Source organism: Paenibacillus sp. J22FR5, from assembly GCF_059691975.1.
Genome location: NZ_JCAUAN010000018.1, coordinates 41,872 through 67,140, shown reverse-complemented (window position 1 = coordinate 67,140; position 25,269 = coordinate 41,872). Strand labels below are relative to the sequence as shown.

At 46.5% G+C, this 25,269-nt stretch carries 26 protein-coding genes and 1 other annotated feature (1 of these 27 only partly in view); of the genes, 17 read left to right on the top strand and 9 right to left on the bottom strand.

Translation table 11 applies throughout. The annotated features are described in order from the left end of the window. Positions 1-63: 63 nt before the first annotated feature. Both AC58P7_RS21200 and AC58P7_RS21195 read right to left on the bottom strand, forming a co-directional pair. Positions 64-726, bottom strand: coding sequence for a response regulator (locus tag AC58P7_RS21200; RefSeq protein WP_497346351.1), 663 nt, complete (start codon positions 724-726; stop codon positions 64-66). Beyond that, positions 726-1,535 carry a sensor histidine kinase gene (locus tag AC58P7_RS21195; protein WP_497346349.1) on the bottom strand — a complete coding sequence of 270 codons (810 nt, stop codon included), beginning with the start codon at positions 1,533-1,535 and terminating at the stop codon, positions 726-728. Before AC58P7_RS21195 ends, AC58P7_RS21200 begins: the two co-directional genes overlap by 1 nt. A 170-nt stretch (positions 1,536-1,705) precedes the next feature. Here AC58P7_RS21195 and AC58P7_RS21190 point away from each other — a divergent pair, with 170 nt between their 5' ends. The 3 genes from AC58P7_RS21190 (at position 1,706) to phnE (ending at position 5,246) form a co-directional block, all read left to right on the top strand. After that, complete coding sequence (locus tag AC58P7_RS21190; protein ID WP_497346347.1) at positions 1,706-2,737, top strand: HoxN/HupN/NixA family nickel/cobalt transporter; 1,032 nt, start codon at positions 1,706-1,708, stop codon at positions 2,735-2,737. A gap of 164 nt (positions 2,738-2,901) precedes the next feature. Beyond that, on the top strand, positions 2,902-3,675 hold the full coding sequence (gene phnC, locus AC58P7_RS21185) for a phosphonate ABC transporter ATP-binding protein (RefSeq protein WP_497346345.1): 774 nt from the start codon (positions 2,902-2,904) through the stop codon (positions 3,673-3,675). Continuing rightward, positions 3,672-5,246, top strand: a complete 1,575-nt coding sequence (gene phnE, locus AC58P7_RS21180; protein ID WP_497346344.1) for a phosphonate ABC transporter, permease protein PhnE — start codon at positions 3,672-3,674, stop codon at positions 5,244-5,246. The genes phnC and phnE overlap by 4 nt, the downstream gene beginning before the upstream one ends. Before the next feature lie 85 nt (positions 5,247-5,331). On the opposite strand, the gene AC58P7_RS21175 is transcribed toward phnE, so the two are convergent. Together AC58P7_RS21175 and AC58P7_RS21170 are read right to left on the bottom strand one after the other, a co-directional pair. Continuing rightward, positions 5,332-5,583: a hypothetical protein gene (locus AC58P7_RS21175; protein ID WP_497346342.1), complete on the bottom strand. Its 252-nt coding sequence runs from the start codon at positions 5,581-5,583 to the stop codon at positions 5,332-5,334. Positions 5,584-5,797: 214 nt separating this feature from the next. Next, positions 5,798-6,784 (bottom strand): phosphate/phosphite/phosphonate ABC transporter substrate-binding protein, encoded by a 987-nt coding sequence (locus tag AC58P7_RS21170; protein WP_497346340.1) that lies wholly within the window; start codon positions 6,782-6,784, stop codon positions 5,798-5,800. Positions 6,785-6,934: 150 nt separating this feature from the next. Here AC58P7_RS21170 and AC58P7_RS21165 point away from each other — a divergent pair, with 150 nt between their 5' ends. Beyond that, positions 6,935-8,530 (top strand): bifunctional metallophosphatase/5'-nucleotidase, encoded by a 1,596-nt coding sequence (locus tag AC58P7_RS21165; RefSeq protein ID WP_497346338.1) that lies wholly within the window; start codon positions 6,935-6,937, stop codon positions 8,528-8,530. Positions 8,531-8,850: 320 nt separating this feature from the next. Here AC58P7_RS21165 and AC58P7_RS21160 read toward each other — a convergent pair whose 3' ends face one another. After that, positions 8,851-9,171 carry a YbjQ family protein gene (locus tag AC58P7_RS21160; protein ID WP_497346337.1) on the bottom strand — a complete coding sequence of 107 codons (321 nt, stop codon included), beginning with the start codon at positions 9,169-9,171 and terminating at the stop codon, positions 8,851-8,853. Between the two features lie 99 nt (positions 9,172-9,270). Between AC58P7_RS21160 and AC58P7_RS21155 the strand changes: the two genes are divergently transcribed. The 12 genes from AC58P7_RS21155 to AC58P7_RS21100 all read left to right on the top strand — a co-directional run bounded on the left by AC58P7_RS21155 (position 9,271) and on the right by AC58P7_RS21100 (position 19,973). Continuing rightward, the gene (locus AC58P7_RS21155; RefSeq protein ID WP_497346335.1) at positions 9,271-10,074 is read left to right on the top strand and encodes an alpha/beta hydrolase; all 804 of its coding nucleotides are present in this window, start codon (positions 9,271-9,273) and stop codon (positions 10,072-10,074) included. Next, positions 10,071-10,853 carry a 5-oxoprolinase subunit PxpB gene (gene pxpB, locus AC58P7_RS21150; protein WP_497346333.1) on the top strand — a complete coding sequence of 261 codons (783 nt, stop codon included), beginning with the start codon at positions 10,071-10,073 and terminating at the stop codon, positions 10,851-10,853. The genes AC58P7_RS21155 and pxpB overlap by 4 nt, the downstream gene beginning before the upstream one ends. After that, a complete protein-coding gene (locus AC58P7_RS21145; RefSeq protein ID WP_497346331.1) occupies positions 10,843-11,838 on the top strand; it encodes a 5-oxoprolinase subunit C family protein in 996 nt (331 codons plus the stop codon). The genes pxpB and AC58P7_RS21145 overlap by 11 nt, the downstream gene beginning before the upstream one ends. Before the next feature lie 71 nt (positions 11,839-11,909). Continuing rightward, positions 11,910-12,677, top strand: a complete 768-nt coding sequence (locus tag AC58P7_RS21140; RefSeq protein ID WP_497346329.1) for a LamB/YcsF family protein — start codon at positions 11,910-11,912, stop codon at positions 12,675-12,677. Positions 12,678-13,645: 968 nt separating this feature from the next. Next, positions 13,646-13,933, top strand: coding sequence for a CD3324 family protein (locus AC58P7_RS21135; RefSeq protein ID WP_028556449.1), 288 nt, complete (start codon positions 13,646-13,648; stop codon positions 13,931-13,933). Between the two features lie 161 nt (positions 13,934-14,094). Next, a complete protein-coding gene (locus AC58P7_RS21130) occupies positions 14,095-14,478 on the top strand; it encodes a gamma-glutamylcyclotransferase family protein (protein ID WP_497346327.1) in 384 nt (127 codons plus the stop codon). Between the two features lie 90 nt (positions 14,479-14,568). Next, a complete protein-coding gene (locus AC58P7_RS21125) occupies positions 14,569-14,943 on the top strand; it encodes a response regulator (protein WP_497346326.1) in 375 nt (124 codons plus the stop codon). A gap of 215 nt (positions 14,944-15,158) precedes the next feature. Further along, on the top strand, positions 15,159-16,922 hold the full coding sequence (locus AC58P7_RS21120) for a response regulator (RefSeq protein WP_497346324.1): 1,764 nt from the start codon (positions 15,159-15,161) through the stop codon (positions 16,920-16,922). Positions 16,923-17,121: 199 nt separating this feature from the next. Next, positions 17,122-17,622, top strand: coding sequence for a nickel-responsive transcriptional regulator NikR (gene nikR / locus AC58P7_RS21115; RefSeq protein ID WP_497346322.1), 501 nt, complete (start codon positions 17,122-17,124; stop codon positions 17,620-17,622). A 55-nt stretch (positions 17,623-17,677) separates the two neighbouring features. Next, positions 17,678-18,082 carry a DUF2203 domain-containing protein gene (locus AC58P7_RS21110; RefSeq protein WP_497346320.1) on the top strand — a complete coding sequence of 135 codons (405 nt, stop codon included), beginning with the start codon at positions 17,678-17,680 and terminating at the stop codon, positions 18,080-18,082. 4 nt (positions 18,083-18,086) lie between these two features. Next, on the top strand, positions 18,087-19,745 hold the full coding sequence (locus AC58P7_RS21105; protein WP_497346318.1) for a copper resistance CopC/CopD family protein: 1,659 nt from the start codon (positions 18,087-18,089) through the stop codon (positions 19,743-19,745). Positions 19,746-19,787: 42 nt separating this feature from the next. Further along, positions 19,788-19,973: a hypothetical protein gene (locus AC58P7_RS21100; RefSeq protein WP_497270105.1), complete on the top strand. Its 186-nt coding sequence runs from the start codon at positions 19,788-19,790 to the stop codon at positions 19,971-19,973. Between the two features lie 103 nt (positions 19,974-20,076). Here AC58P7_RS21100 and glsA read toward each other — a convergent pair whose 3' ends face one another. After that, positions 20,077-21,030 carry a glutaminase A gene (glsA, locus tag AC58P7_RS21095; RefSeq protein WP_497346316.1) on the bottom strand — a complete coding sequence of 318 codons (954 nt, stop codon included), beginning with the start codon at positions 21,028-21,030 and terminating at the stop codon, positions 20,077-20,079. Between the two features lie 24 nt (positions 21,031-21,054). After that, entirely contained in the window at positions 21,055-21,975 is a 921-nt protein-coding gene (locus AC58P7_RS21090) for an aldo/keto reductase (protein WP_497346314.1), read from the bottom strand. Positions 21,976-22,224: 249 nt separating this feature from the next. Here AC58P7_RS21090 and lepB point away from each other — a divergent pair, with 249 nt between their 5' ends. After that, positions 22,225-22,755 carry a signal peptidase I gene (gene lepB, locus AC58P7_RS21085; protein ID WP_497346312.1) on the top strand — a complete coding sequence of 177 codons (531 nt, stop codon included), beginning with the start codon at positions 22,225-22,227 and terminating at the stop codon, positions 22,753-22,755. Between the two features lie 52 nt (positions 22,756-22,807). Here lepB and AC58P7_RS21080 read toward each other — a convergent pair whose 3' ends face one another. Further along, a complete protein-coding gene (locus tag AC58P7_RS21080) occupies positions 22,808-24,463 on the bottom strand; it encodes an MDR family MFS transporter (RefSeq protein ID WP_497346310.1) in 1,656 nt (551 codons plus the stop codon). 29 nt (positions 24,464-24,492) lie between these two features. After that, complete coding sequence (locus tag AC58P7_RS21075) at positions 24,493-24,921, bottom strand: MarR family winged helix-turn-helix transcriptional regulator (protein WP_497346308.1); 429 nt, start codon at positions 24,919-24,921, stop codon at positions 24,493-24,495. A 208-nt stretch (positions 24,922-25,129) separates the two neighbouring features. Continuing rightward, positions 25,130-25,269 (top strand) — a binding site (T-box leader) (it continues 115 nt past the right edge of the window).

The following is a 25,269-nucleotide window of genomic DNA, read 5'->3' as shown; positions in this document are numbered from 1 at the left end:
CACATTATAAGTAGTCTCTATTTTTGGATAAGCCGTCCTATTAGGACGGCTTATCCAATTATTTCATTTTCGTGTCAGTCCGTGCTTGATGGCGAAAGCGGTGAGCTGGACACGATTCTCCAGTGATAGCTTTACGAGAATATTTTTCATGTGGTTTTTCACGGTATGCTCAGAAATGAGCAGCTTTTCGGCAATCACCCGATTATTATCCCCTTGTGCGACATAGCCGGTAATTTCTTGTTCACGCGAAGTGAGCATATGAGGACTTGGACCTTCTGTATGCGCGCCTACCGGTGAACGGAATCGCCCAAAGAGCTTGTCGGCCATTCCTCTGGCCACCTCCGAATTATCGTCGAGCAGGGCACGAAGATAGGTAAGCCATTCATCGGGATCCATGTTTTTGAGCAAATAGCCTTGTGCGCCGAATTGCAAAGCCGTGAAGAGATCGGCCACATCATCAGATACCGTGAGCATAACAATGCGTATGGAGCCATATGCTTGTTTGATGTGCCGTGTGGCTTGTAATCCATCCATCGGGGACATGTGGATGTCCATGAGGACGACGTCTGGCGCAAGCTCACCGCAAAGTCGAATGGCATCTTCTCCCGTGCTTGCTTCCCCAACAATGAAGAAATCAGCGCATGAGGCCAGCATGCTTTGTATCGCTTTACGAGCTAAGGGATGATCATCAACAATAAGAACGCGAAATGGCATGAGATCGGGCATCAGCTGTTCCCCTTTCTTTCGGCTTGTACGATCAGTTCCGTGCCGGAGCCTTTCTCGCTCTGAAGCGCAAGCGTTGCTCCAAGCTCGGAAGCCCGTTTCTGCATGAGGTCGATGCCATAGGTTGTTCCCTTAGCTTTAGCCTTGGCCGAGCCCAGCTGCAGTCCGCACCCATTGTCTGTAATGTGTAGTCGCCAGCGATCGTGTTCAGCTTCCAAATGAAAGGTAGCATCTGTTGCCATAGAATGCTTGCGAATGTTCGTAAAAGCCTCCTGCATGATGCCGAATAGCTGAACTTCTTCACTGGGTGAGAAGCTGTCTTCTTCGATTTGCACGGTCTCCTGTAGGTCAATGCCTGTTACCAAGCGCCAGTTCTCTAAGAAAGTATGAATGCGTTGCCCAAACAAAGTGCCTTCTTCTGGCGGCGTTCTCAGATTGAAAATAGCCTGACGAAGCGAATTGTCGATCTCGGAAACAGCCGCTTTCGCTTCTTCGATGTCACCTTGCCGCAGCTTGACATTCAGGAAGAAAAGGGTTTGTGCCAAATCGTCATGCAGCTCGCTAGCCAAGCGCTCACGCTCTTCAAAGACCGCTCTGCGGGCTTCACTGCGTAGGATTTTCTCATTGCTGCGTTCAATACTGGTAAACATCCAGGAAGCGAAGAGGTACGAAAGGAACAACGTAATCACCGTAATCGTGAAATTACCGGCTTCCATGGTTAAATAGCGTAGCAAATATTCATGACGGATATATTCAAAACCACCAATAATAAGGACGGGCACCAGCACTGTAAAAAGCTTATACTTACGCATAGACATGCAGCGGATCAGCTCCCTTTCGAAAATTTGGAACGGTTTCTATTATATCAGATCTCATTTAGAATACTGCACAAATAATCGACTCGGGACTTCTCAACTATGCACACGTGTGCTACATTATTAATAAATCGTAACACGAATGGGAAAGGTGTGGATGTACCTACATGTGGAAATCTTTACTGCAAGATAGAAAAAGCTGGGGTGGATATGTAGGCTTCATTATCCTCCTTCATGTACTGGGTCTGATCGGTCTATATACCGTTGCCAAAACATCTCCAGCTTTCTGGGGGATTGGACTCCTGGCGTATACCTTAGGCATGCGTCATGCGTTTGACGTTGATCATATTGCAGCTATCGACAACACTGTTCGGAAGCTTGTTGGGCAAAAGAAAAATCCGCTAGGCGTTGGATTTTATTTTTCGCTGGGTCACTCGTCTGTCGTGTTCATCATGGCGATTGTTACTGCTTTCTCAGTGACATGGGCAGAACGAGAACTTCCTTGGATGCAGCGCTTTGGCGGCGTAATTGGGGCATCCGTTTCCGGGCTATTCCTCGTCATTATCGGAATCATTAATTTGTTAATCCTTATTAGCTTGTATAAAATGTTTCTGAAGTTTCGCGGCGGTAAGTACGACAACAACGAGTTTGAAGAGCTATTAGAGTCACGCGGGTTCATTGCACGACTGATTAAACCGCTATTCTCGTTCATCGGCAAAAGCTGGCATGTATATCCGTTAGGCTTCCTCTTCGGTTTAGGCTTTGATACCGCGAGCGAAATCGCGCTGCTGGCGATTTCCGCGCATGCAGCGAAGAATGCGATTCCTTTTATCGGGGTAATCTCACTCCCGCTCTTGTTCGCAGCTGGGATGAGTCTATTCGATACGGCGGACGGTATGTTCATGACGAAAGCATACAAATGGGCATTTCATACACCTGTCCGCAAGCTTTACTACAATTTGACGGTAACGGCCCTTGCGGTCATCGCCGCATTAATCATCGGTGTGATTGAACTCGGACAGGTGCTTTCCGAAGAATTCAGCATGGAGGGTACGTTCTGGACGTGGCTGCAGGAGATTGATTTTGGTACATTAGGCTTTATTCTGGTTGGGATGTTCGTCATCGCATGGATCATTTCGATTGCCGTTTGGAAGGGCATGAAGATTGAGGAGCGCTGGGGTGCAAAGTACAATTCATAGAAGAAATTGGCCTCTGCGAAAGCAAAAGAGGCCCTTTTTTTGTGATGGTGAACAACGGCATATGAATTTTTTCTAAAGGTAATGATAGAAAAAAGGATTTTTCATCTATTCGTTGAAAGTAGTCAGTCTAGCACTTGAAATTGTGTAAAGAAAGTAGGACGAATATGATTGAGTTTAAACATCTTTCTAAAGTATATCCAAATGGTACTGTTGGCTTAAATGACATTAACCTTACCATACACCCAGGGGAGTTTGTTGTTATCGTAGGTTTATCAGGAGCTGGGAAGTCCACGCTGCTTCGTTCGATTAATCGTCTGCATGAGACAACAAGCGGGGAAATTCGAATCGATGGGAAATCCATTACAACAGCGAACGGCGCACAGCTTCGTCGGATGCGAAGAGACATCGGGATGATTTTCCAAACCTTTAATCTAGTCAAAAGATCCACAGTACTTCGTAATGTCCTTTCCGGTCGCGTAGGGTACCATTCAACACTCCGTACGATGTTCGGTTTGTTCCCTAAAGCGGACATTGACCTTTCACTCAAAGCGCTGGAGCGGGTGAACATTCGGGAAAAAGCGTATTCACGCGCCGATGAATTGTCCGGCGGTCAACAGCAGCGCGTTTCCATTGCAAGAGCGCTCGCGCAAGAAGCCAAAATCATTCTCGCAGATGAGCCGGTAGCATCGCTCGATCCGCTCACAACCCGTCAGGTTATGGATGACCTGAAACGGATTAACAAGGACCTCGGTATAACAACTGTCGTTAACCTTCACTTCATTGACTTAGCTCGTGAGTACGCAACGCGCATCATCGGGCTGCGAGCTGGTAAGGTCGTCTACGATGGACCTGTTGCCGATGCGACGGACGATGTGTTCTCCGAGATTTACGGCCGCGCCATCAAGAAAGATGAACTGCTGGGGGTGCAGGAGGGATGAGTGTAGCAACCGTCAAAAAGCCTCCGCATACGAAGTTTTATATGATCATCGCCATCATGGTATTATTCTTGATTGGCAGCATTTATCAGACGGATGCAACGCTGACAAGATTAGCTTCGGGGACGCCGGAGATCTTGAAATTCATCGCAGAAATGTTTCCGCCAGACTGGCTATTCTTCGCAGACATTTGGAAGCCGATGGCACAAACAATTCAAATGTCTATCTTGGGTACGGTAATTGGAGCCTTGTTCGCGTTTCCGATGGCGTTGCTTGCTGCTCGTAACGTAACAACGTCACCATGGCTGTACTATCCGGCTCGTTTTATTATGAATTTAATTCGAACAATCCCTGATTTGCTCTATGCGGCCTTGTTTGCAGTATTAGTGGGCTTTGGCCCAACAGCAGGTACGTTAGCGTTAATTTTCTTTACTTTCGGTATTATTTCTAAGCTTTCTTTTGAATCTACGGAAGCGATCGATCCAGGTCCGCTTGAGGCGATGACCGCGGTTGGTGCTAATAAGCTGAAGCTGATCCGATTTGGTGTCCTTCCACAGGTTGCACCTACGTATCTGGCGCATTTTCTTTACACCTTTGAAGTCAGTATCCGTGCTTCCGCTATCCTCGGTTTGGTTGGCGCAGGTGGTATCGGATTATTGCTCAAAAATACACTAGATCTATTCCGCTATGATCAGTCTTGTGCCATTGTTATTTATACGTTGCTCATCGTCGTCATTATTGATTTGGTGAGTACACGCTTTCGTACGTATTTGTTAAAAGGTAGTGCCAAGCCGATGACGGCAATACGCGCGAACACGTATAAAATCATTGGTTGGGCAGCTGTGATCGGTTTACTTATATGGGCGTTAACTGGTCTGGAATTAACCGGATTTCAACCGACCACTTGGATTCTGACCAAAGCGATGATCAGTGGATTATTTCACCCAGATTGGGCGTATGTCTATATCCCGGAAGGTGAAGATTTGCTGCGTTCCTTGCTTGAAACCTTGTCCATTTCCTATTTAGGAAACTTCGTCTCAGCGATTGTTTGTCTGCCCTTCGCATTCTGGGCAGCAGCGAATATGAGCCGATACCGCGCTGTTTCTGGCACAGGGAAACTGTTCCTCAGCGTCGTGCGGACAATCCCAGAAATCATTATGGCTCTCATCTTTATTAAAGCAGTTGGACCGAACGCATACGCGGGTGTTATGGCGCTTGGACTTCACTCGGTGGGGATGTTAGGCAAGCTCTATGCCGAGGCCATTGAGAACATGGACATGGGGCCTACAGAGGCCATGACGGCCGTAGGAGCGAACTTCTGGCAGCGGATGTCGTTTGCCGTGATTCCACAGGTCATTCCAGATTTCATCTCATACACGCTGTACCGCTTTGAAATCAACGTCCGTTCCGCGACCTTGCTTGGGGTCATCGGTGCGGGCGGGATCGGGACACCGCTGATCTTCGCACTCAATGCAAGGCAGTGGCCGCGTGTGGGTATTATCTTGATTGGGATTATCGTCACAGTCTCTGTCATTGACTATATCTCAGGTACTTTGCGGAAACGGATCGTATAAAAAGCAAACATTCATGACAAAGAAAAAGGCATCTCCTTAAGGTCGTAGACCTTAAGGAGATGCTTTTTATTCGTTTAAGAGCCAGCTACTTACTGATGGCCCCGCCTTGAGTAACCAGATGGAGGATACGAGGCTCACGAAGACGGTGGGAAGCTTGCAAGAGAGGTTCGTCAGGCCCTAAGATTTCAATTTGTTCAATTAATGCGATAGGAATCATAATGTTGTTTATTTTTAAAAGCTGGAATTCGGGATAATACTGCGAAATAACGCCTTGAACTTCATCGGTGCCACACCGAATAATAACCTTTGTTTTCCGGATAATCAGCATTTCGTACATCCTGTTATTCACCCCACAATGAGTTATGACACGACCGACTTAGTAAACGTTTGATAGCTTTAAGTAAACGATGAGCTTGGACGGGCGTGCCACATTCATAATATGCAAGGAAAGTCTGGTATAGAATGTAAAATTAGAAGGAAAAAACCACCGCGTCATGGATGTAAGGCTCATGCTGCGGTGGTTGTGTATGCTTAGATCGAAGAAGGAAGTCTTATTTCAAGCCCATTGCTTTGTTAGCTTCACGAACGATATCGAATTTCTTATCGTCGGTAGCAACATAGCCTTGGTGTGTGTATACATCGATGATAACTTTCTTACCTTCTGGATCGTTACCAATCGCGATGAAAGCATCTTGAATTTTCTTCTTCCAAGCCGCATCCATATCGGAACGAACAGCAATGGTATCATTTGGAATTTTATCTGAGAAAGCAAGAACTTTCGTTTGTTTGAAGATATCAGGGTAATCCTTCAACATGTTGGTACGGATATCTTGGAACACGCCTACTGCATCAACTTGACCGTTAAGAAGCGCGATTACCGCTTTATCATGTCCTTGGAATTGAACGCCTGTTACATCTTTAACTGGATCTACACCAGCATTTTTCAATACAAGACCTGGGTATACGTAACCAGCTGCGGAAGTAACACCTTGCCAGCCCATTTTCTTCCCTTTCAAATCTGCAACAGATTTAATAGGGGAATCTGCTTTAACAAGAATTTCGGATTTGTAGAAATCTACAAGCTCAGTTGTTGGTTTTCCTGTAGCATCGTCAACGCCAAAACGTTGAGCTTGTACAAGAAGATCAGCAGCTTTACGATTATCATGAGCAACGACATAGTTACTTGGAGGCAAGAAACCAACATCAACTTGTTTGGAAGACATAGCTTCGATAACGACGTTGTAATCTGTTGAAACGGAAACCTTAACCGGGATACCTAGTTTATCTCCAAGCAATTTCTCAAGCGGCTTAGCTTTTGCTTCAAGTGTTTCTGCATTTTGGGAAGGAACGAATTGTACGCGAAGTTCTTTTGGAACAAAACCTGCTGCTGCCGCTGGTGTAGCCGTAGCCGCTGCAGTAGCTGCTGCTGTTGCTTTTGCAGTAGATGAAGCCGCTGGTGTTTCGTCTTTCTTTGCGCAACCAACAAGAGCACCCGCAGCTACGACCATGGATAAACTAAGTACGGTTAATTTTTTCATGTTTTTTTGACCTCCGTTTAAATATTTACTTTTTATCTATGTTGTACTATAACATTATCATAAGAGATATGGAAGATAGTGTGAAGTATTTGTTAATCTGTGACAATTGGCATGTAAAACTTTACAAAAAAATGGAATGGAGTGAATCGCTTGGCGCAGACGGGGCAAGGACAAACAAGTCACATTACAGTTTTAGAAACGAGCGACCTCCACGGGAATATGCTTCCGATTCATTATGCAAATAACTATCCCAATAATGTGGGATTGACGAAAATTGCTGCACTAATTGCCGAGGAGCGAACCAAAGAAGCTCATGTCATTGTGATCGATAACGGAGACCTTATTCAAGGTACGCCGCTTGCTTATCATCATGCACGTTTGGATAATGAACCTATGAACCCAATGGTGCTGGGTCTGAACTATTTGAACTATGATGGGGCTGTAGTGGGAAATCATGAATTTAATTATGGCATAAACGTGCTGCAGAAGGCGGTCAGAGAATCCAATTTCCCTTGGTTATGTGCCAATATTGTGAGCGCAGAAACGGGGGAGCCTTTTTTCGGAAAGCCTTATCTCATTAAACAATTTCCTGAAGGGGTGCGTGTAGGGATCCTAGGATTGACAACCCCTTACATTCCAAATTGGGAAGATCCGAAGCATATTGCGGGCTTGCGTTTCGATGATCCTGTTGCGACAGCTCGTACATGGGTGCAGCTCCTCAAGGAGCAAGAGCATGTAGATGTGGTAGTCGTCGCCTACCATGGCGGATTTGAAAGAGATATAGCAACTGGAGAGCCTACCGAACCGCTAACAGGCGAGAACCAAGGTTACCAGTTGTGTATGGAAGTAGAGGGCATCGACGTTCTATTGACGGGCCATCAGCACAGGAGCATTGCTGGAGCTAGCATTAATGGCGTAACCATCGTTCAACCTGGCACAGCAGGCGTTACACTTGGGAAAGTGGCGATTGCGCTTGAACAAGTTGATGGGAGCTGGCGAATTGTTTCCAAGCAATCAGAGCTGCTATCTGTTGCGAACGTTGAGGCAGAACAGATTTTAGTAGAACAGATTAGCTCATACGAGGCGAAAACACAATTGTGGCTGGATCAACCCATCGGTAAGCTAACGGGTGACATGCTTGTTAGAGATCCTATGGAGATCCGTACGCGAGATAATGCACTAATCGAATTCATTAATAAAGCTCAGATGGAGCTGTCGGGAGCTGCCATTTCCAACACTGCGTTATTCGATAACGTTTCTCCTGGGTTCCCAAGCGATATTACGATGAGAGACATCGTCTCCAACTATATTTATCCGAATACATTGAAAGTCATTCGTATCTCAGGTCAAGATATTAAGGATGCGTTGGAGCAGTCTGCAGAATATTTTGAAATGACGGAAGCCGGAGAACTTGTGGTAAGTAAAGCGTTCATGGAACCGAAGCCTGCCCATTATAACTATGACATGTGGGAGGGAATATCCTACACGTTAAACATTTCCCGTCCTGTCGGCGATCGCGTTGTACAGCTGGATTATGAGGGGAAACCAATCCATCTAGAAGGCTCTTTTGATGTGGTCATGAACAATTACCGTGCTGCTGGCGGGGGCAACTATGCGATGTTCCAGGACAAGCCGGTGATCAAGGATATACCTACGGACGTAGCGGAGCTGTTGGCAGGATATATCATGGAGCGAGGTACCATCGAGGCTAATGTAAACCATAACTGGAAAGTGATTTGGGATTAGTTCGTGTTATATCGAAAAAGCCTGACAACAATGAGAGATTCATAGGATCTCTGCTGTTGCAAGGCTTTTTTTGTTTTTGAAAAAGCTATTTTTCCCGAATATAAGCACGATCTCCCGTTCGAGGATTGTAATAGACCCGATAGGTGAAACCATCTTTGGGATCAATGAACACTTCTGTTGTAAACCGTTTGGAGGAGATTGGGGTGTCGCGGCACCTTCCGTTTTGTAGCGTTTGTCATAAATTAGATAGCCAAGAAGAAATAAAATAATAAGTCCAACAAGCCATAAGCTGTAAACGAGCACTATCGGTAAAATTCCACTCATAGCCTTCGCGCACGAACGGCTGTGCCATAGGCAACGATTTCGCTCATATTTTGACCGATATCCCCGCTATCAAAGCGCATCATCACAATGGCATCAGCGCCCATGGCAGCTGCATTTTTAACCAGTCGGTCCATGGCTTGCCTGCGTCCATCTTCAACCATTTGCGTATATTGCGTAACTTCTCCGCCAATTAAACCTTTCAAAGAGGCCATAATATCCCCGCCAATGCCTCTAGCTCGCACGACGACGCCAAATGTACTGCCCAAAACTTCGGTTACCTCATAACCCGCAATATTCTCTGTTGTAACTACAATCATTTCAAATCGCTCCTTTATTGTTGAAATAGATGCTTTTCTACTCGATAAGGATTGGATATTATTAACTTAGTACGAGAATCGCATGAGGGGGTTTCAATTTTGAGCGCAAGGACAACGATTGAATTATGGCCAGGAGCTACCCAAGATAGTCAAGGTGAGGAAAATCAAGGCTGCCCAAGTTTAACCTTATATCCTGCAGAGGGAGATGGCCTGCGTGCAGCAGTCATTATTTGTCCAGGTGGAGGCTACGGCAGACGGGCTCATCATGAAGGAGAGCCAATTGCAATGTGGCTAAATGGGCTTGGCATTTCTGCCTATGTGTTGAACTACCGTGTAGCACCATATAAACACCCTGTGCCTTTGCAAGACGCGAAGCGAGCTATTCGAACCGTGAGACATCATGCCGAAGCATGGGGAGTCGATGCGAACCGCATTGGTATTCTTGGATTTTCTGCAGGTGGACATCTGGCAGCGACGACGGGCACTCACTACGATGCAGGAGATCAGACATCATCAGATCAGATTGATCAACATAGCTCACGTCCTGATCTCATGGTGCTGTGTTATCCGGTTATTTCATTCGGTGTGAATGCACATCAAGGTTCACGAATTAATCTGATTGGTGAAGATGCCAGTGATGAGTTAGTCAAGGATTTGAGCAATGAACTTCAAGTAACGGCCGATACGCCGCCAACCTTTCTGTGGCATACTGCGGATGACGGTGCAGTTGCCGTTGAGAATAGCCTTCTCTTTGCTGGCGCACTTAGTCGTCATAAGGTACCATTCGACCTGCATGTTTTCGAATCAGGACATCACGGGATCGGTATCGCAGATGATCATGCTGAAGCATATATCTGGCCTGAGGTTTGTGCAAATTGGTTGAAAAAGCAGCGTTTTGCATGACCAAGCTTGCCTATGTATGTTATCCGCTCGGAGACTCGGCGATTGTGATCCGATTAGGAGAGGACATTCAACTAGCTAATCTGTATCAGATATCGCGGCTAACGAAATATCTGGAGCGTAATTGGCTTGATGGCTTTATCGAGCTTGTTGCCGCTTATACAACCATTACAATTTATTATGATGCTTTCCGAATTTATACCTATACATCTGAAGGCAATCTAAAATTTGGACGCGCCATAAGGAAGCCTAGTTGGCTTCCTTATGATTATGTTTTACAGTACATAGAGCAGATTTTGGACAAGTATGACGAAGGGGACGAGCACGGTCAGGGGCAGTTAGGAACGATCATAGAAATTCCCGTTTGTTATGGGGGGACGTTTGGGCCTGATCTTGCGGAAGTCTCCGCGTACCATAAGGTAACGCAAGAAGAAATTGTGACAAGGCATCACTCTCGCTTGTATCGGGTGTATATGATTGGTTTTGCACCAGGTTTTCCTTATTTGGGTGGTATGGATGAAGGACTTGCAACACCACGGAAATCAGTGCCTCGCACACAAATCCCTGCTGGTTCTGTGGCCATTGGTGGGGCACAAACAGGTATTTATCCATTTGAAACACCAGGGGGCTGGCAGCTCATTGGTCGAACACCCCTGCGTCTCTTTCGACCAGAAGCTAATCCTCCCTCTTTGTTACAAGTAGGGGATGGAGTGAAATTTGTGCCGATCACTTCGGAGCAGTTCCATGCGTTAGAAGAGGGGAATGCGAGCTATGGGCTTTGAGGTAAAGAAACCTGGCATCTTATCCTCTCTCCAGGATGAGGGACGCTACGGTCACAGGAGGCATGGCGTGATTGTAGCAGGGCCGATGGATCGATTTGCCCATCGTACTGCTAACCTACTTGTTGGGAATGAGACAGAGGCTGCCACATTGGAAATGACACTTCTCGGACCGACCCTAGTTGCGCACAGAGACATGCTGCTTGCGATTTGCGGTGCGGATATGGGAGCAGATGTAGATGGAAGTCCGGCCCCTCTGTGGCGACCGTTCGTCCTTCGCGAAGGGAGTGAGTTGCAATTCCGTTATGCCTTTGAAGGATGTAGAGCGTATTTAGCTGTGCATGGGGGGTTCAGGGCTAACGTTGTGCTTGAAAGCCGCAGCACCTATTTGCGGGCGGGAATAGGTGGATATGAGGGAAGACCCCTTCGCACAGGGGATGTGTTAGAAGTTGAGATTAATGATCTGGTTTCTGAGTTTATGTACGGCGTAGAGCTTCCAACCAAGTCAGTGAGCTCAATGTTTCGTCCCGTGTATCGCGATAATCCTACGATACGCATTATTCGCGGCAAGGAATCATCCTTATTTACCGAAGATAGTTGGTCCAGATTACTTTCTCAAAGCTTTCAGGTGACATCACAATCGGATCGAATGGGATATCGGTTATCGAATGAGTCAAAGTTTGAGCTTGAAGCTGGTGCGTCCTACGAAATGATTTCGGAAGCTGTAGTTGGAGGTACGCTGCAGGTGCCCTCGAGTGGACAACCCATTCTACTTCTGGCTGATTGTCAAACAACAGGTGGATATCCCCGGATTGCTCACGTTATTACAGCCGATCTTCCGTTGGTTGCTCAGGTGAAACCAGGGGGGGAGCTTCGTTTCCAAGAGGTTACTCATCGGGAAGCGCAGGAGCAACTGTTGCTGCAGGCGATGGATCTTAAGCTTCTGGAGGCGGGGACGAAGAGCTGGATGAGGGAAATGAGACGATGAATTTCGCTAGGCTTGGATAGCGTGAGTGGCAATGATGAGTTGGGATTAACTTGAGTGGGAGCGTGATGGCAATGCTGCGCATTGATTTGAATTGTGACATGGGCGAAGGCTTTGGCGCTTATCGCCTCGGCCGCGATGCGGAGCTGCTGGACTTCGTCAGCTCCGCCAACATCGCCTGCGGGTTCCACGCAGGCGACCCTGCAACCATGCGCAGCACGGTACAGCTGTGCCTGCGCAAGGGCGTTGCGATCGGGGCCCATCCGGGCCTGCCCGATCTACAGGGCTTCGGCCGGCGCGAGATCGCGATCACGCCGGCGGAGGCTTACGAGCTGACGTTGTATCAGCTCGGAGCACTGCAGGCATTCGTCCACGCCGAAGGCGGACGAATGCGGCATGTTAAGCCGCATGGCGCGCTCTACCACATGGCTGCGAAGCGCCATGAGCTAGCCGCCGCGATTGCGGCAGCGACAGCCAGCGTCAGCACGGAGCTGACGCTGTATGGTCCGCCCGGCAGCGAGCTGCTGCGGGCGGGCGCCGCCGCGGGGCTGCGGACCGCGAGCGAGGCTTTCGCGGACCGCAGCTACCAGCGGGACGGCTCTTTGACGCCCCGCGATCAGGCGGGGGCGCTGCTGGAGAGCGCCGCCGAGGCTGCGGCGCAGGTGGAGCGGCTTGTCCGCGAAGGGAAGGTTCTCTCCCGTGAGGGAGAGAGCCTGAGCATGCGCGCGGACACGATCTGTATCCACGGCGATGGCGTTCACGCCGTGGAGTTCGCGCGCGATATCCGCGCGCTGTTGGAACGAGGCGGCATCACGGTGATGCCGCTGGGTGCTAGCACCTAGCACGCTAAGTAGCTAAGCGGAAATAGAAGCGGTCAACCGCTTCTAAAGTAGCCAATCAGCTACTTTGAAATGTGATAAGAGCGGTGAACCGCTCTTAAGTGCACGCTAGGTGTGACATTTGAGGAGTTTAAGCGGAAATAGAAGCGGTCAACCGCTTCTAAAGCAGCCAATCAGCTACTTTGAAATGTGATAAGAGCGGTGAACCGCTCTTAAGTGCACGCTAGGTGTGACCTTTGAGGAGATTAAGCAGAAATAGAAGCGGTCAACCGCTTCTAAAGCAGCCAATCAGCTACTTTGAATTGAGATAAGAGCGGTGAACCGCTCTTAAGTGCGCGCTAGGTGTGACCTTTGAGGAGTTTAAGCGGAAATAGAAGCGGTCAACCGCCATTATTCAACCGCGTTGCCTCACCTATTCACTCCCGCCAGTAGGAAAGAATCCTTATACCGATTCTTTCTCTTGAGACTAGGTCTCCAATATGAGTTAATTAGGTTGTAGCCGGCCGGCTAATTCCTTCGGAAAGGAGTGATCAAGGTGATTACAACGCAAACAGAGGTGGTCTCTGCGTAAGCAGGGATCACTGTTCCAAGCGAGGGCCCCTAGGCCCTCGCATAACTTTAACGAACGAGTAGACAGCGAGATGCTTTTTACATATAATGAGAATTGTGAACACGAAGTGAACACAACAATAAACTACGGTGAAGGGAGTGCTTTTTAATGAACACAATGACAATGACAGTAGCGATGAATGTTGCGGCCGCCGCAGAGGTACTCGTCTCCTAACTGAATATCATTCGTGGAATAACCGTTCACCTGAATTGTATAATTGCATATACAACCGACAGGCACGATTATGATCGTGTTTTTTTTATTCCATTTTTGAGAATGGTAGGAGGTTAAGGGGCGATGAAGATACTCTCTGCAAATCAGTCAAAGTCAAGCTTTGCACAATTTGAGGAGGTTTTCATCCATGAGTTACAAGAACGGGAAAGATGTTCTTCCCCCTAACCTATTAAAACAACTACAAGAATATATCCAAGGCGAAATCGTGTATATCCCTAAGAAAGAGCAGAAGCGCGCTGGCTGGGGAGAAAATAACGGCACTCGCATTATCATTGAGCGGAGAAATCGTGAGATTTTCCGGTTGTACCAAACGGGCTCGACGGTTCTGGAGCTGATCAAGGTGTTTCATTTATCCGAGGACAGCATCCGCAAAATTATCGTCAAAACTCGCGAATTAACAGCGAATCAAGCATAGAAGTGGCATCCATCGTGATGCTGCTTTTTTTTGTTGATTTTCTATGGTGAGTCGCATACTGCCTTATCGGTATCTCATGTCATTCATCTTTACATAGGAATCCATGGTTTCCGCGCCGAAATCATTCATATAGAGCATGTAGACGATTAGGAGGAATAGAGATGATCACTGTATTTGTGTATGGAACGTTGCTGGTAGGAGAAAGCAATCACGCTGTTGTCTCGCCATTTTTGCTGGATGTGCAACCTGGTGCGATCTATGGACGTTTATTTGATGTAGGGCCTTACCCAGCACTAGTTCGCACAGGTGATGATCATATCGTTGTGGGGGAATGGATCAAAGTTACCGAAGAAGGGTTGGCCGATATGGATGTCTTGGAAACTTACTACGGCCCAGGTCATGCGGACAATGAGTACGAGCGAATTTGGGTGAAGGATGTCAGCGGAGAGCGAGAAGGTTGGGTCTATTGTTATACAAGCACGCGTGGGCTTCCAGTAATTCATGGCTCCTCCTGGAAGGCCTATCGGCACCAAAAAAGCATGTGATTTCTTTCGGGTTTTTCCGACATTTTCCTATCTTGGCCCCTGATATGATGCTATAATTAGTAGTAATTTAAGGACTCGAGGAGAGAGAATATGTCAGCATACAAAATTTTGCTTGCCGATGATGAATTGGCGCTTCGCTTTCTGCTGACGGAAACGTTATCCGATGAAGGATACGTCATCACAGAGGTTGAGGATGGTGGGCAAGCGATCGAGCAGTTGAGCAAGGAAGCTTATGATTTAATCATTCTTGATTATATGATGCCAGAGCGTACGGGTGTAGAAGTTTGCTCATGGCTTAGACAAAGTGACAATGTAAATCGGGACTTGCCAGTCATTCTATTGACAGCCAAAGCTCTTGAAAAAGATAAAGAGAAAGCTAAGGCAGCTGGTGTCACCACGTACATTGTGAAACCTTTCAGTCCACTTCAATTATTAGACACCATAGAGCAACTGTTGCAACGTTAGGTTGAACAAGTATGTGCTGAGATCAGTTTGACCGCATAAGAATTTATAAGTTTCCGGTACTCGGAAGAACAAATTCTTATTGGCGATAAAAACAACCATATATAGGGATCTTTGGACGGAGACCAAAGTGTCTCTCCACTTCTAACGCGGTCGCTCATCCTCGAAGTACTTCGATAAAAGTTTTTCTCATAAAGCTTATAAAGGGTGATTGTGTTATGAGCCATAATAACTTAGAGAGATCGAAAGATTCCGGTTCAGAATTTGATCGAGATGCAAGAATTCTTAAACAAGGAAGAAAGCTGTTTATTCGTGAATATGAGAAACAGCTTCAGCAGCTTCAGTCTTTGCTGACAGCGTTTCAAGTTGAGCCAGTCCGAGAGGACCTGCAACAATGTTATCGGATTGCACATACACTTAAAGGGAGTGCACCCGTTTTTGGCTATCAAAGAATTGGTAAGATTGCCGAAGAACTCGTGCGGAATTGGGAATGGACCCAAGGGGTGTTAAGCGAAGATCATGAGGTACTCCTGTCAACAAGTCCTGTCTATGAAAGCATAGAGCGAACGGCTGGACTGTTACTTGAATTAAATATGGAACTGGATATCGGATTAACGGAAATTCAGATGGATGAACAGCAAGATCCTACCCCGGGTTCCATGCTTAGAACTCTAAAAAGCCGCATATTGTTAGTCGATGATGACGATGCGCTGCGCTCTTATTTGACAAGGCGCTTGCAACTCGATGATTGCGTGGTTGATGAAGCAGCAGATGTAGAGTCAGCTAAAAAATTGCTCCGTGAACAAACGTATGATCTCGTTACATTGGATCTTATGATGCATCCCCAGTCTGGCTATGAGCTGTTTGAGTTCCTGAAGGAAGATCCTACACTTAAATGGTTGCCGCTTATTGTTTTATCAGGTCGTGATGATGTTAGTGATAAAGTTCGCTGTTTTCATTTAGGGGCCGATGATTATGTGACCAAGCCGTTCCAGTACGAGGAATTGGCTGCACGCATCTATGGACTTCTCAAGCGAACACGGAATTTTGAACAACTGGCTTTCCGCGACCCATTGACAGGTGTATTCAATCGCCGCTATTTTGATCTGCAGATTGGACTGGAGCTGCAGCGGATTGAGCGTTACCCAGCGCCAATTTCCCTCGTGTTTATCGATATTGACAGCTTCAAAAGCGTCAATGATACGTATGGGCATCATGTAGGAGACTTGGTGCTTCAAGGCTTGGCTCACTTGCTGCAGATCAATCTGCGCTCAACAGACTTATTGGCGCGCTTTGGCGGTGAAGAGTTCGTTATCGCACTTCCGAATACGACAGTGGATCAAGCTCGGTCTATTATGCAAGATATTTTAGACAAAGTACGCTTGAAAGCAGTAGCTCAGAATGATGGTCAAACGTTCTCCATCACGTTCTCTGCTGGTGTAGCTGAATGGCAAGTGGGCATGACAATTGCGGAGTGGGTTGAAAAGGCTGATGATGCAATGTATCAAGCGAAGCAGCAGGGCAAGAACCGCATAGTACGTGCCGATTTAGAGGATGAGGGTGCACAATTTACAAAGCTTGTCGCACATGCGCATGCACAGCTTCAGAAGAAAAAGCTTCTCATCGTTGATGATGATCCCATTCTAAGAGCTATTCTCATTTCGCAATTAGAGCATTTACCGATTGCGATAACGCAAGCTTCGGATGGGGAAGAGGCGTGGCAGTTACTGACTGATCAAGCCTTCGATGCTTGTATCCTAGATGGCGTTTTGCCAAGGTTGGATGGATTCACGTTATTGGAGAAAATAAAGGCAGATCGCGATTCTCTTTTGAAGGATATGAAGGTACTTATGCTTTCAGGGAAGAAGAAGGTATCCGATGTAGTGAAGGGTCTTCAAATGGGAGCAGACGATTATATGACGAAGCCGTTCTCACTCTTAGAGCTCGAAACTCGTGTGAAACAGTTAATGAAACTTGAATAAATAGAGGAGGGGGGCTTGTAGCTTCTCTCTTTTTTTGTTTTTCGATTGTGGGGGACACGGCCTCATCTTATGGTCGCTATTCTTTGAAAGGCCGAGGATAGAGTTTTGTCATTGTATCTCCATGCTTGAGGTTTGCGACGCCAGCACTTTCTGCTACAGTAGGAATATAGACGAAGAAAAATATGAAGGAGCAAGATGAATGTCGGATAAAGACAATCTGGTGCGTTTCGGCATTTCGATGCCGCAATCCCTTATCGAGCAATTTGACCGGTTGATTGCGTTACAAGGGTATGATAATCGCTCGGAGGCGATTCGGGATCTTGCGCGCAAGGCGCTTTTAACCTCAAGCAGTTTGCAGCCTAATGAATTGGTCGCCGGCACGATTGTGATGGTGTATGACCATGAAATCAGAGATTTGCCGATCACGCTAATGGAGCTTCAGCACGACTATCATCATGCGATTATTTCAACGATGCATATCCATTTAAACCATCAGCAATGCTTGGAAATACTTGTGGTTCGCGGTGTGGTACAGAAGCTTCGAGAGTTACAGCAACGCATTCAGGTGCTTAAAGGAGTTGGCTACGCGGAGCTGTCTGTTACACATGTGGACGAGCATAGTCAGAGCCAAGGGCACGGCCATCATCATGACCATCATCATGACCATTATCACAGTCACGATAAGCCCAACACGGACTAGTAGAATTCGTAGTTCTTCCGTTTTTTTGCTAAAATAAAGAGCATGGAGGTGCGTTATGTCGGAGAAGAAATGGTTCTCTTTGGAAGAGGCCAATGGCTTATTGCCTTTTGTGGATGGGGAATTGAAGAAAATGCAAGCCTTGAAAAGTGAGTTTGAGGACAAATATATGGAACTACGTCATAAGAAAAATGAGTACGCGGAGAAGCCTGGAACGGAAAAGGATCCGTTTTTTGTCATGGAAGCTGCCCTGGAATTTCTTCAAATTGAAGCGCGTGGACTCATTCAAAGCTTTCAAAAGACAGGAATAGAGCTGAAGGATATCGATACGGGTCTTGTTGATTTCCCATCTATTATGAATGGACAAGAAGTGTTGCTGTGTTGGAAGCAAGGAGAGGATCAGATTCGTTATTATCACGGGGAGCAAGATGGTTTTGCTGGCCGTAGACCGATAACGGATTAGAGGGATGAAGATGCGACTAGATAAGCAACGAACTAGGCATTGGCTTCTACGATTGCCAGCAGGCTTGATTGCTGTGTTAGCGATCATGCTGCTCAGCGCCATGATTGCACCTCAATCAGCCTCGGCGCACGCCTCATTAGTCGAAGCGACACCCGAAGAGGGAGCGAAGCTCGAAACCTCGCCGGCTGGGGTGTCCGTCACGTTCAATGAACAATTAGATAGCGGACTCTTTTATATCAAGGTCTATGATCATAGCGGAGCTGAAATCACGGATCGCAAAGCACAGATGAGTAAGGATCAGATGAGCATTAAGCTTGATCTGCCTAAGCTGTCAGAAGGCGTGTATTTGATTAGCTATCACGTCATTTCGGCTGACGGGCATCCCGTTGGGGGGAGCTATCCGATCACGATCGGAAATCCTCCGCAGGAGGATGTGCTCGATGTGCCGACTGCTCATACAGGCCATGATCATAGCTCGGGGCCATTAACGACAAAGGGCTTACTGCAATATGCCTCTCGGGGCTTGTGGTTCCTGATGTTGTTAGCATTGACCGGCTGGGCATTCTGGTTGCGATTAGTAAGGCCGCAAGGAGAAGAAGCACAGAAATCGGTATCCAACTGGACGCTGAATCTTCAACGCGCACATATCGTTGCCCTATTGTTACTCATTTTTACACATATCGAGGATCTCCTAGGTGGCGGAGGTGTGGAAGAGGTATGGCAGCTGCTAAGCTCAACGAATATCGGAATCTCGTGGGTGCTGCTTCTCGTGTTATCCTTCCTAGGCTTTGTTCTGCTTGGCAGGTGGGCATGGGTAGATGTGACTTGGTCGTTGGCTCTTCTAGCTGTCAAAAGCTTTAGCGGCCACGCAGCCTCCTTTTCTCCCTTGTGGGCGACGATTGGGCTTGACTTTATTCATCTCGTTGCTGCAGCCTGTTGGGTAGGCGGATTAATTCTGCTGTATGCAAAATGGCGTCATAACAAGATGGATCTCGGTAGCTATATGCAGAAGTTTTCAAGATTCGCACTGATCTCGATCCTTGTTTTAACCGTTTCAGGATCTATTTCCGTACTCATCTTTCTGCCAAATCTGCATTATTTGCTATACACGTCATGGGGTAAACTGCTGCTTGTGAAAATTGGTGTGGTGGTACTCGTCGCACTGATTGGATTCGTGATTCGGCTCTTTCTTCGCAAAAAGAAAGTGAATCAATCGATCGTCTGGGTCAAGCTGGATCTGACGCTTATGGTCATCATTGTTGTACTTGTCGGTTTGCTTACGTATATGGCGCCGATCCCGGCCAACGAGCCGCTTCAGTGGCATCAGATGGGGGAGAAGGTCCATGTTTCAGTGGATATTTCGCCCAAAGTACCTGGCAATAACACGTTCGTCGCAAAGGTATGGCTACCTGAGAAATCAGGCCAACCGAAGCAGGTTCTTTTGATTTTGCATAATATGGATGATAACGAGATTGCACCGATTGCTGTGCCTTTAACGATGTACAAAGACAATACGGAAGAGGAATCGTATGGATTCGCCAAATTTAGCTACAAATCCGAAGGACCTTACCTGCCTTTTAGAGGAAATTGGGAGCTTGAAATGCGCGTCATGGATTCAGAAGATAACGAGACCGTGTATACCAAAGATTTTATTGTGTATTGAGTCAGTAGAAAGCAAATTCGTTTAGCAGGGAGGAAGATGACTATGGCATGGGTTCAAATTTTAGATAAAGACCATCTGTCAGTCAAACTCGATGATAAAGATGATTCCGCTCTAATTGAAATCAATGACGGCGGCATTTCGCCGAACTATGTGACGATTCGATTGAATGAGCATGAGGTAGATGAGTTGATAGAGGCGCTCCAACGAATCAAGCAATCGATGCAATAACGGTAAACATAGAAAGAACCTTCCCCTCGACTGAAAAACAGTCAAGTGAGAAGGTTCTTTTTTTAAACCTGCCAAGTTGGTGAGAATGCCAGAACGTAGCTGCTTAGAACATGCTCCAATCAAATTCTTGGGAGAGAATGCCGAGGAGATGAACACCAGCGGTGCTATTCCCCTTGCGGTTCAGCGCAGGCCCCACGAGACCGATGCCGTATTGTCCAGGCACCATCGTCAGGATACTGCCGGATACACCGCTTTTCGCAGGCAGCCCAACGTTCATAGCAAATTCGCCAGAGGCATTGTACATCCCACAGGTAAACATGAATGTCTTGGCAATTTGCACGAAGCGCCGCGGGATGAGGCGTTGCTTGCGAATCGGATCCACGCCGTTATGGGCGAGAACGAGAGCCATTCTAGCCAAATCCGTACAATTCACCTCGATGGAGCAGTGGCTGAAGTAGACGCGAAGAACATCGTCAACTTCTTTGTCTAGAACGCCGTTATCCTTGAGGAAATAAGCCAAGGAACGATTACGGTGTGCCGTATCGGACTCTGATTTGAACACTTCTTGATTAATCGCAAGCGAGGGGTTATCGGCAATATCCCTGAAAAAATGCAAGATTCGATCGATCTGCGCATCTGTACTATCTCCAGCTATTAAGGAGGAGATGGCAATCGCTCCCGCGTTAATTAAGGGGTTGAAAGGGATCCCCGGCTCGATTAGTTCTAGCTTCAGCATGGAGTTGAAGTCATCGCCTGTCGGCTCCATCCCCACCTTTGAGAATACAACGTCTTCGCCGTTATCCATAAGTGCTAGAATCAGTGAAAAAACTTTCGAAATGCTTTGCAAGGTAAAGCGAAAGTCTGAGTCACCAGAGACAGTGGTATTTCCTTCACTATCCATGATGCAAATACCGAGCATATCCCCAGAAGCGTTCGCTAATTCGGGAATATAGGAAGCGACATGACCTTCAGAGGTATGCGTTTTGCTAATGGCAACCCACTCGTCGATATGTTCATTAAGCTGCTTCCAGGTTTCATCGTGTTGTAGGTGACGCATGGCGAAGTCAGTCCTTCCTCGTCTCTAGGCTTTCCAAGCTTGTGGATGATTGTCGCTGATAAGCTCTGTTGCTGCGGCATTGGCAATCACTTGCTCTGGGTTTTTGCAGCCTGGAATAACGGAAGTGACGGCATCATGTTTCAAGCACCAAGCCAATGCCCACTTAGCCATATCCATGCCTTCTGGCACTTCATTTTGCTGAATGCGCTGAACTTCTTCAAGCTTCTGTCTGACGCTTTCCGCATCGTGACGGTGACGAACATCCGTATTGCTGAATACAGCACCAGGTTTATATTTACCACTTAAATAACCGCTAGCCAGCGGTACACGTGCAAGAACACCAAGATCCTGTTCCACACATGATGGGAAAACTAAATCTTCTGGTGCACGATCCAGGCGATTGTACACAACTTGAATGGCTTTGGAATTCACTTTACTGGAAGCCGCGGTTTGATGAATATTGGCGTTGCTGCCGATCGAAGTACCCAGATGACGAATTTTACCAGCCTGAACTTGTTTATCAAGTGTCGTCCAGAGATCATCATTATCGAACAAAGCATCCGGTCCGGAATGGAATTGGTATAAGTCAATGTAATCCGTATGTAAAGCTTGCAGTGACGCATCAAGCTGCTTGATGACGGATTCCGCGCTAAACTCGTCAGTACGTGTGAATAAATCATGGAAATGGTGGCCGAATTTCGTGGCTACAACCCATTTATCACGGTCGCGGCGGGATAAATAATTACCGATGAGAGACTCTGAAAGGTGATCACCATAGCATTCAGCGGTATCAATTAAGTTGATCCCGAGCTCATCTGCTTGATCCAGAATTGCGTCTGCTTCCGCTTGTGTATAGTTTAATCCCCACTCTCCACCAAATTGCCAAGTGCCAACACCAACGATGGAAACTTTCAGGTCTGTTTTGCCAAGTCTGCGATATTTCATTAAGCACACTCTCCTTATTAGGGTATCCAAATTCATTATACAACAACATTTTATTTTACCACATTAGCATGGTTGAAGTTTTCGGTTCCCGAAAACGTCTTGCTAATTGGCGATATAAACAACCTTTAAAACGCGGTCGCTCATCCTCGAATGACTTCGATAAAAGTTTATCTCATATTAATGTAAGCTTTCAATAAATGCGTTACATTGTAAGAGTCTATCATTGAAAAAGAAAGTGAGCTGGTTCTATTGATCAAGAAGTACTTACTAGGCTTGTTGAAAGAATGGGTACCTACGCTAGCGTTCGCTTTCATCATTGCGCTAGTGGTCAACACGTATGTTGCGCAAGCGATGACCGTTCCCACGGGATCCATGCTGCCGACCATTCAATTACAAGACGAGCTGATCGTTGAGAAAATGAAGCCATTAACTGATTTCGAGTTCGGTGATATCGTTGTGTTCTGGCCGCCTTTAGAAGGTAATGAGGACCGTTACGTGAAGCGTTTGATTGGACTGCCTGGCGATACGATTGAGATCAAAGGTGGTGCGTTGTACCGGAATGGAGCCAAAGTGGATGAGCCTTATATTAAAGCGCCAATGACGTACACCTATCATCAGGTAACTGTACCTGAAGGAAAGTACTTCTTCCTTGGTGATAATCGCAATGACAGCTATGATTCCCACTTGTGGCCGACGACACCGTTTGTTGCGGAGAAAGATATTATCGGTAAAGCCGTTTTTCGCATTTTTCCTTTAAGTCAAATTGGAACAATTGAATAGGTGAATAAAGAAGCTCCCAACCTCGGTAGAGGAAGGGAGCTTTTCTTATGAATTATATGAGATGAGCTGACATTTGTTTCTCGTCTTCACCGTCTTCGTTTTTCTTCGATTTACGGTCAGAAAGTTTGATGTTACCAACGAATAGCGTAAGGATCGCGCCGAGGATAACAAAGACTAAACCATAAATGAAAACTTGATGAAGTGATGTAACGAGTGCGTTTTTAATCAGAGGTACCATGTGTTCTACGAACTCTTTTGGCATTTTGGCTAAAGACTCAGGAACGAGTAACGATGAATATAAGCCTTGCGGATTAGTGTGAATCATCTCTGTCATTTGAGAGGCTAGCTGACTCGATTCCGCGGGAAGCTGCTTCAGAACCGGCTCCAAATCTTGTTCGAGCAAGACCGTCGATTTATGGTTCATGATGGCACCGAGAATCGTCATCCCGAACGTACCCCCAATTTGACGGAAGAATTGGCTGGAAGAAGTAACTACACCAAGCTCTGATTTCGGGAAGCTTTCTTGAAGAGCGAGAGTCAGAATTGGCATAACAAGACCCATACCTAAACCAAGAAGAACCATATAGCTTGAGGCAATCAACTTCGTAGTTGAGATTCCCATTGTGCTTAAGAATATGAATCCTACCGCCATTACAATCATACCTATAAGCATTTGTCTTTTAACGCCGATTGTTTGAATCAATTGACCTGACACTACACTGGCAGCAATCATTGTAATCATAAGAGGTGTCATAACCGTACCCGATGCGGATGCGCTGATTCCTACAATTCCTTGCATAAAGAGGGGAACGAACATAATGGCACCGAACATTCCAACCGACATCAGGAAGCCTACACCGTTAGTGGTGGAGAAGGTTCTGTTTTTAAATAAACGAACGGGAAGAATAGGTTCTTCTGCTTTACTTTCAATTCGTACGAAGGCAACTAAAGAGACTACAGCAACTACGAACAGGCCGATGATTTGCCAGGAACCCCAAGCATATTCACTGCCGCCAAAAGTCAGAGCAAGAAGCAAGCTTACGACACCGACGATCATGGTGATAATACCTGGAATATCGAATTTAACTTTTCCGACTGATATATGCTTAGGCAAAGCAATTGCGATCAAAATAACAGCTAAGATACCGACAGGCAGGTTGATATAAAACACCCAACGCCAGTCCCAAGCATCTACGATCCAACCACCAACTTGGGGGCCAATAACAGAAGATAAACCAAAAATGGCACCGAAAACACCTTGCCATTTGGCACGTTGTTTACCGGTAAATAAGTCCCCAATGATAATCATTGCCATCGGCATCATGATACCACCGCCAAGACCTTGCAAACCGCGGAACAAAATGAGCTCTGTCATGTTCTGAGACATCCCGCAAAGGGCGGAAGCTACGATAAAGATAAGTAAACCAGTAACATATACGACACGACGACCGATCAAGTCAGACAATTTACCTGCAATCGGCACGATAACGGTTGAAGTCAGCATGTACGCTGTCGTCAGCCAGGTCATCAAGCCAAGTCCGCCAAATTCACCGACAATACGCGGCATCGCCGTTCCTACAATCGTACCGTCCAAAGCTCCGAAGAGCATAGCGATGATCAAACCGGCGAGCAGAAGCCCACGATTTTTGAGCTCAGGCGCAGCAGCTTCGAAGATATCCTTAGGCGCTGCTTTTTGAATGCTTTCCATGTGTACCACTCCTTTGGTGTCATAAAAAATTAATAAAATGAAGTAAACTTTTCAAATGCTTCTACGAAAATCCGTAGTTCGTCAGCTGGAAGCTGTGATAGACCGCGAGCAATTACATTCTTTTGGACTTCGTGGGCCTCAGCAAGGACAGCGGTACCTTCGGCCGTATTTTCAACTAGTACAATACGTCGATCCGTTTCATGATGTTTACGAATAACATGCCCACTTTGAACAAGGCGATCAATCATGACGGTGATTGCGCTTGGTTTAACGCCCAATTTATCGGCAAGATGGGATTGCTTCGGTGTATTCTCCTTGGAGATCATCGCTAACATGAATAATTGTGGCGCCGTTAACTCTGAATTGAGTTCATTGAGGAGAGTATGATTAATTTTGCGGTGAGCCAGCTCAAATGTTGTGCGGAAGCGATTGGTATAGGCTGTCAATTCATCTTCCAAAATCATAACCTCCCCTTGTAAATTGTTAGAATTGTCTAAAAATTAAATAATATAATATTTAAGTAGAGAAATATTTAAAGTGTTTAATTAAAATATAAACCCGTCAGCGGGTGAAGTCAATAGGTGATTTCTGAAATTTTCAGAAACAAGGGGTTCGTGTACTTGCATATCCTTTGTATCTTGCATATAATAACTGGAACATATACGTGGAAATGCTTTGACGGAGAAGAGTACACAGTGCTTCTTGACAGGGAGGGCAAGCCGAAGATTGAGAGCTGGCCCCGAGAATCAGGCTGTGGAAGTTCGCTCCCGAGCAGTCCTTTGAACAGAAGCGTTGAGATGCTTCTC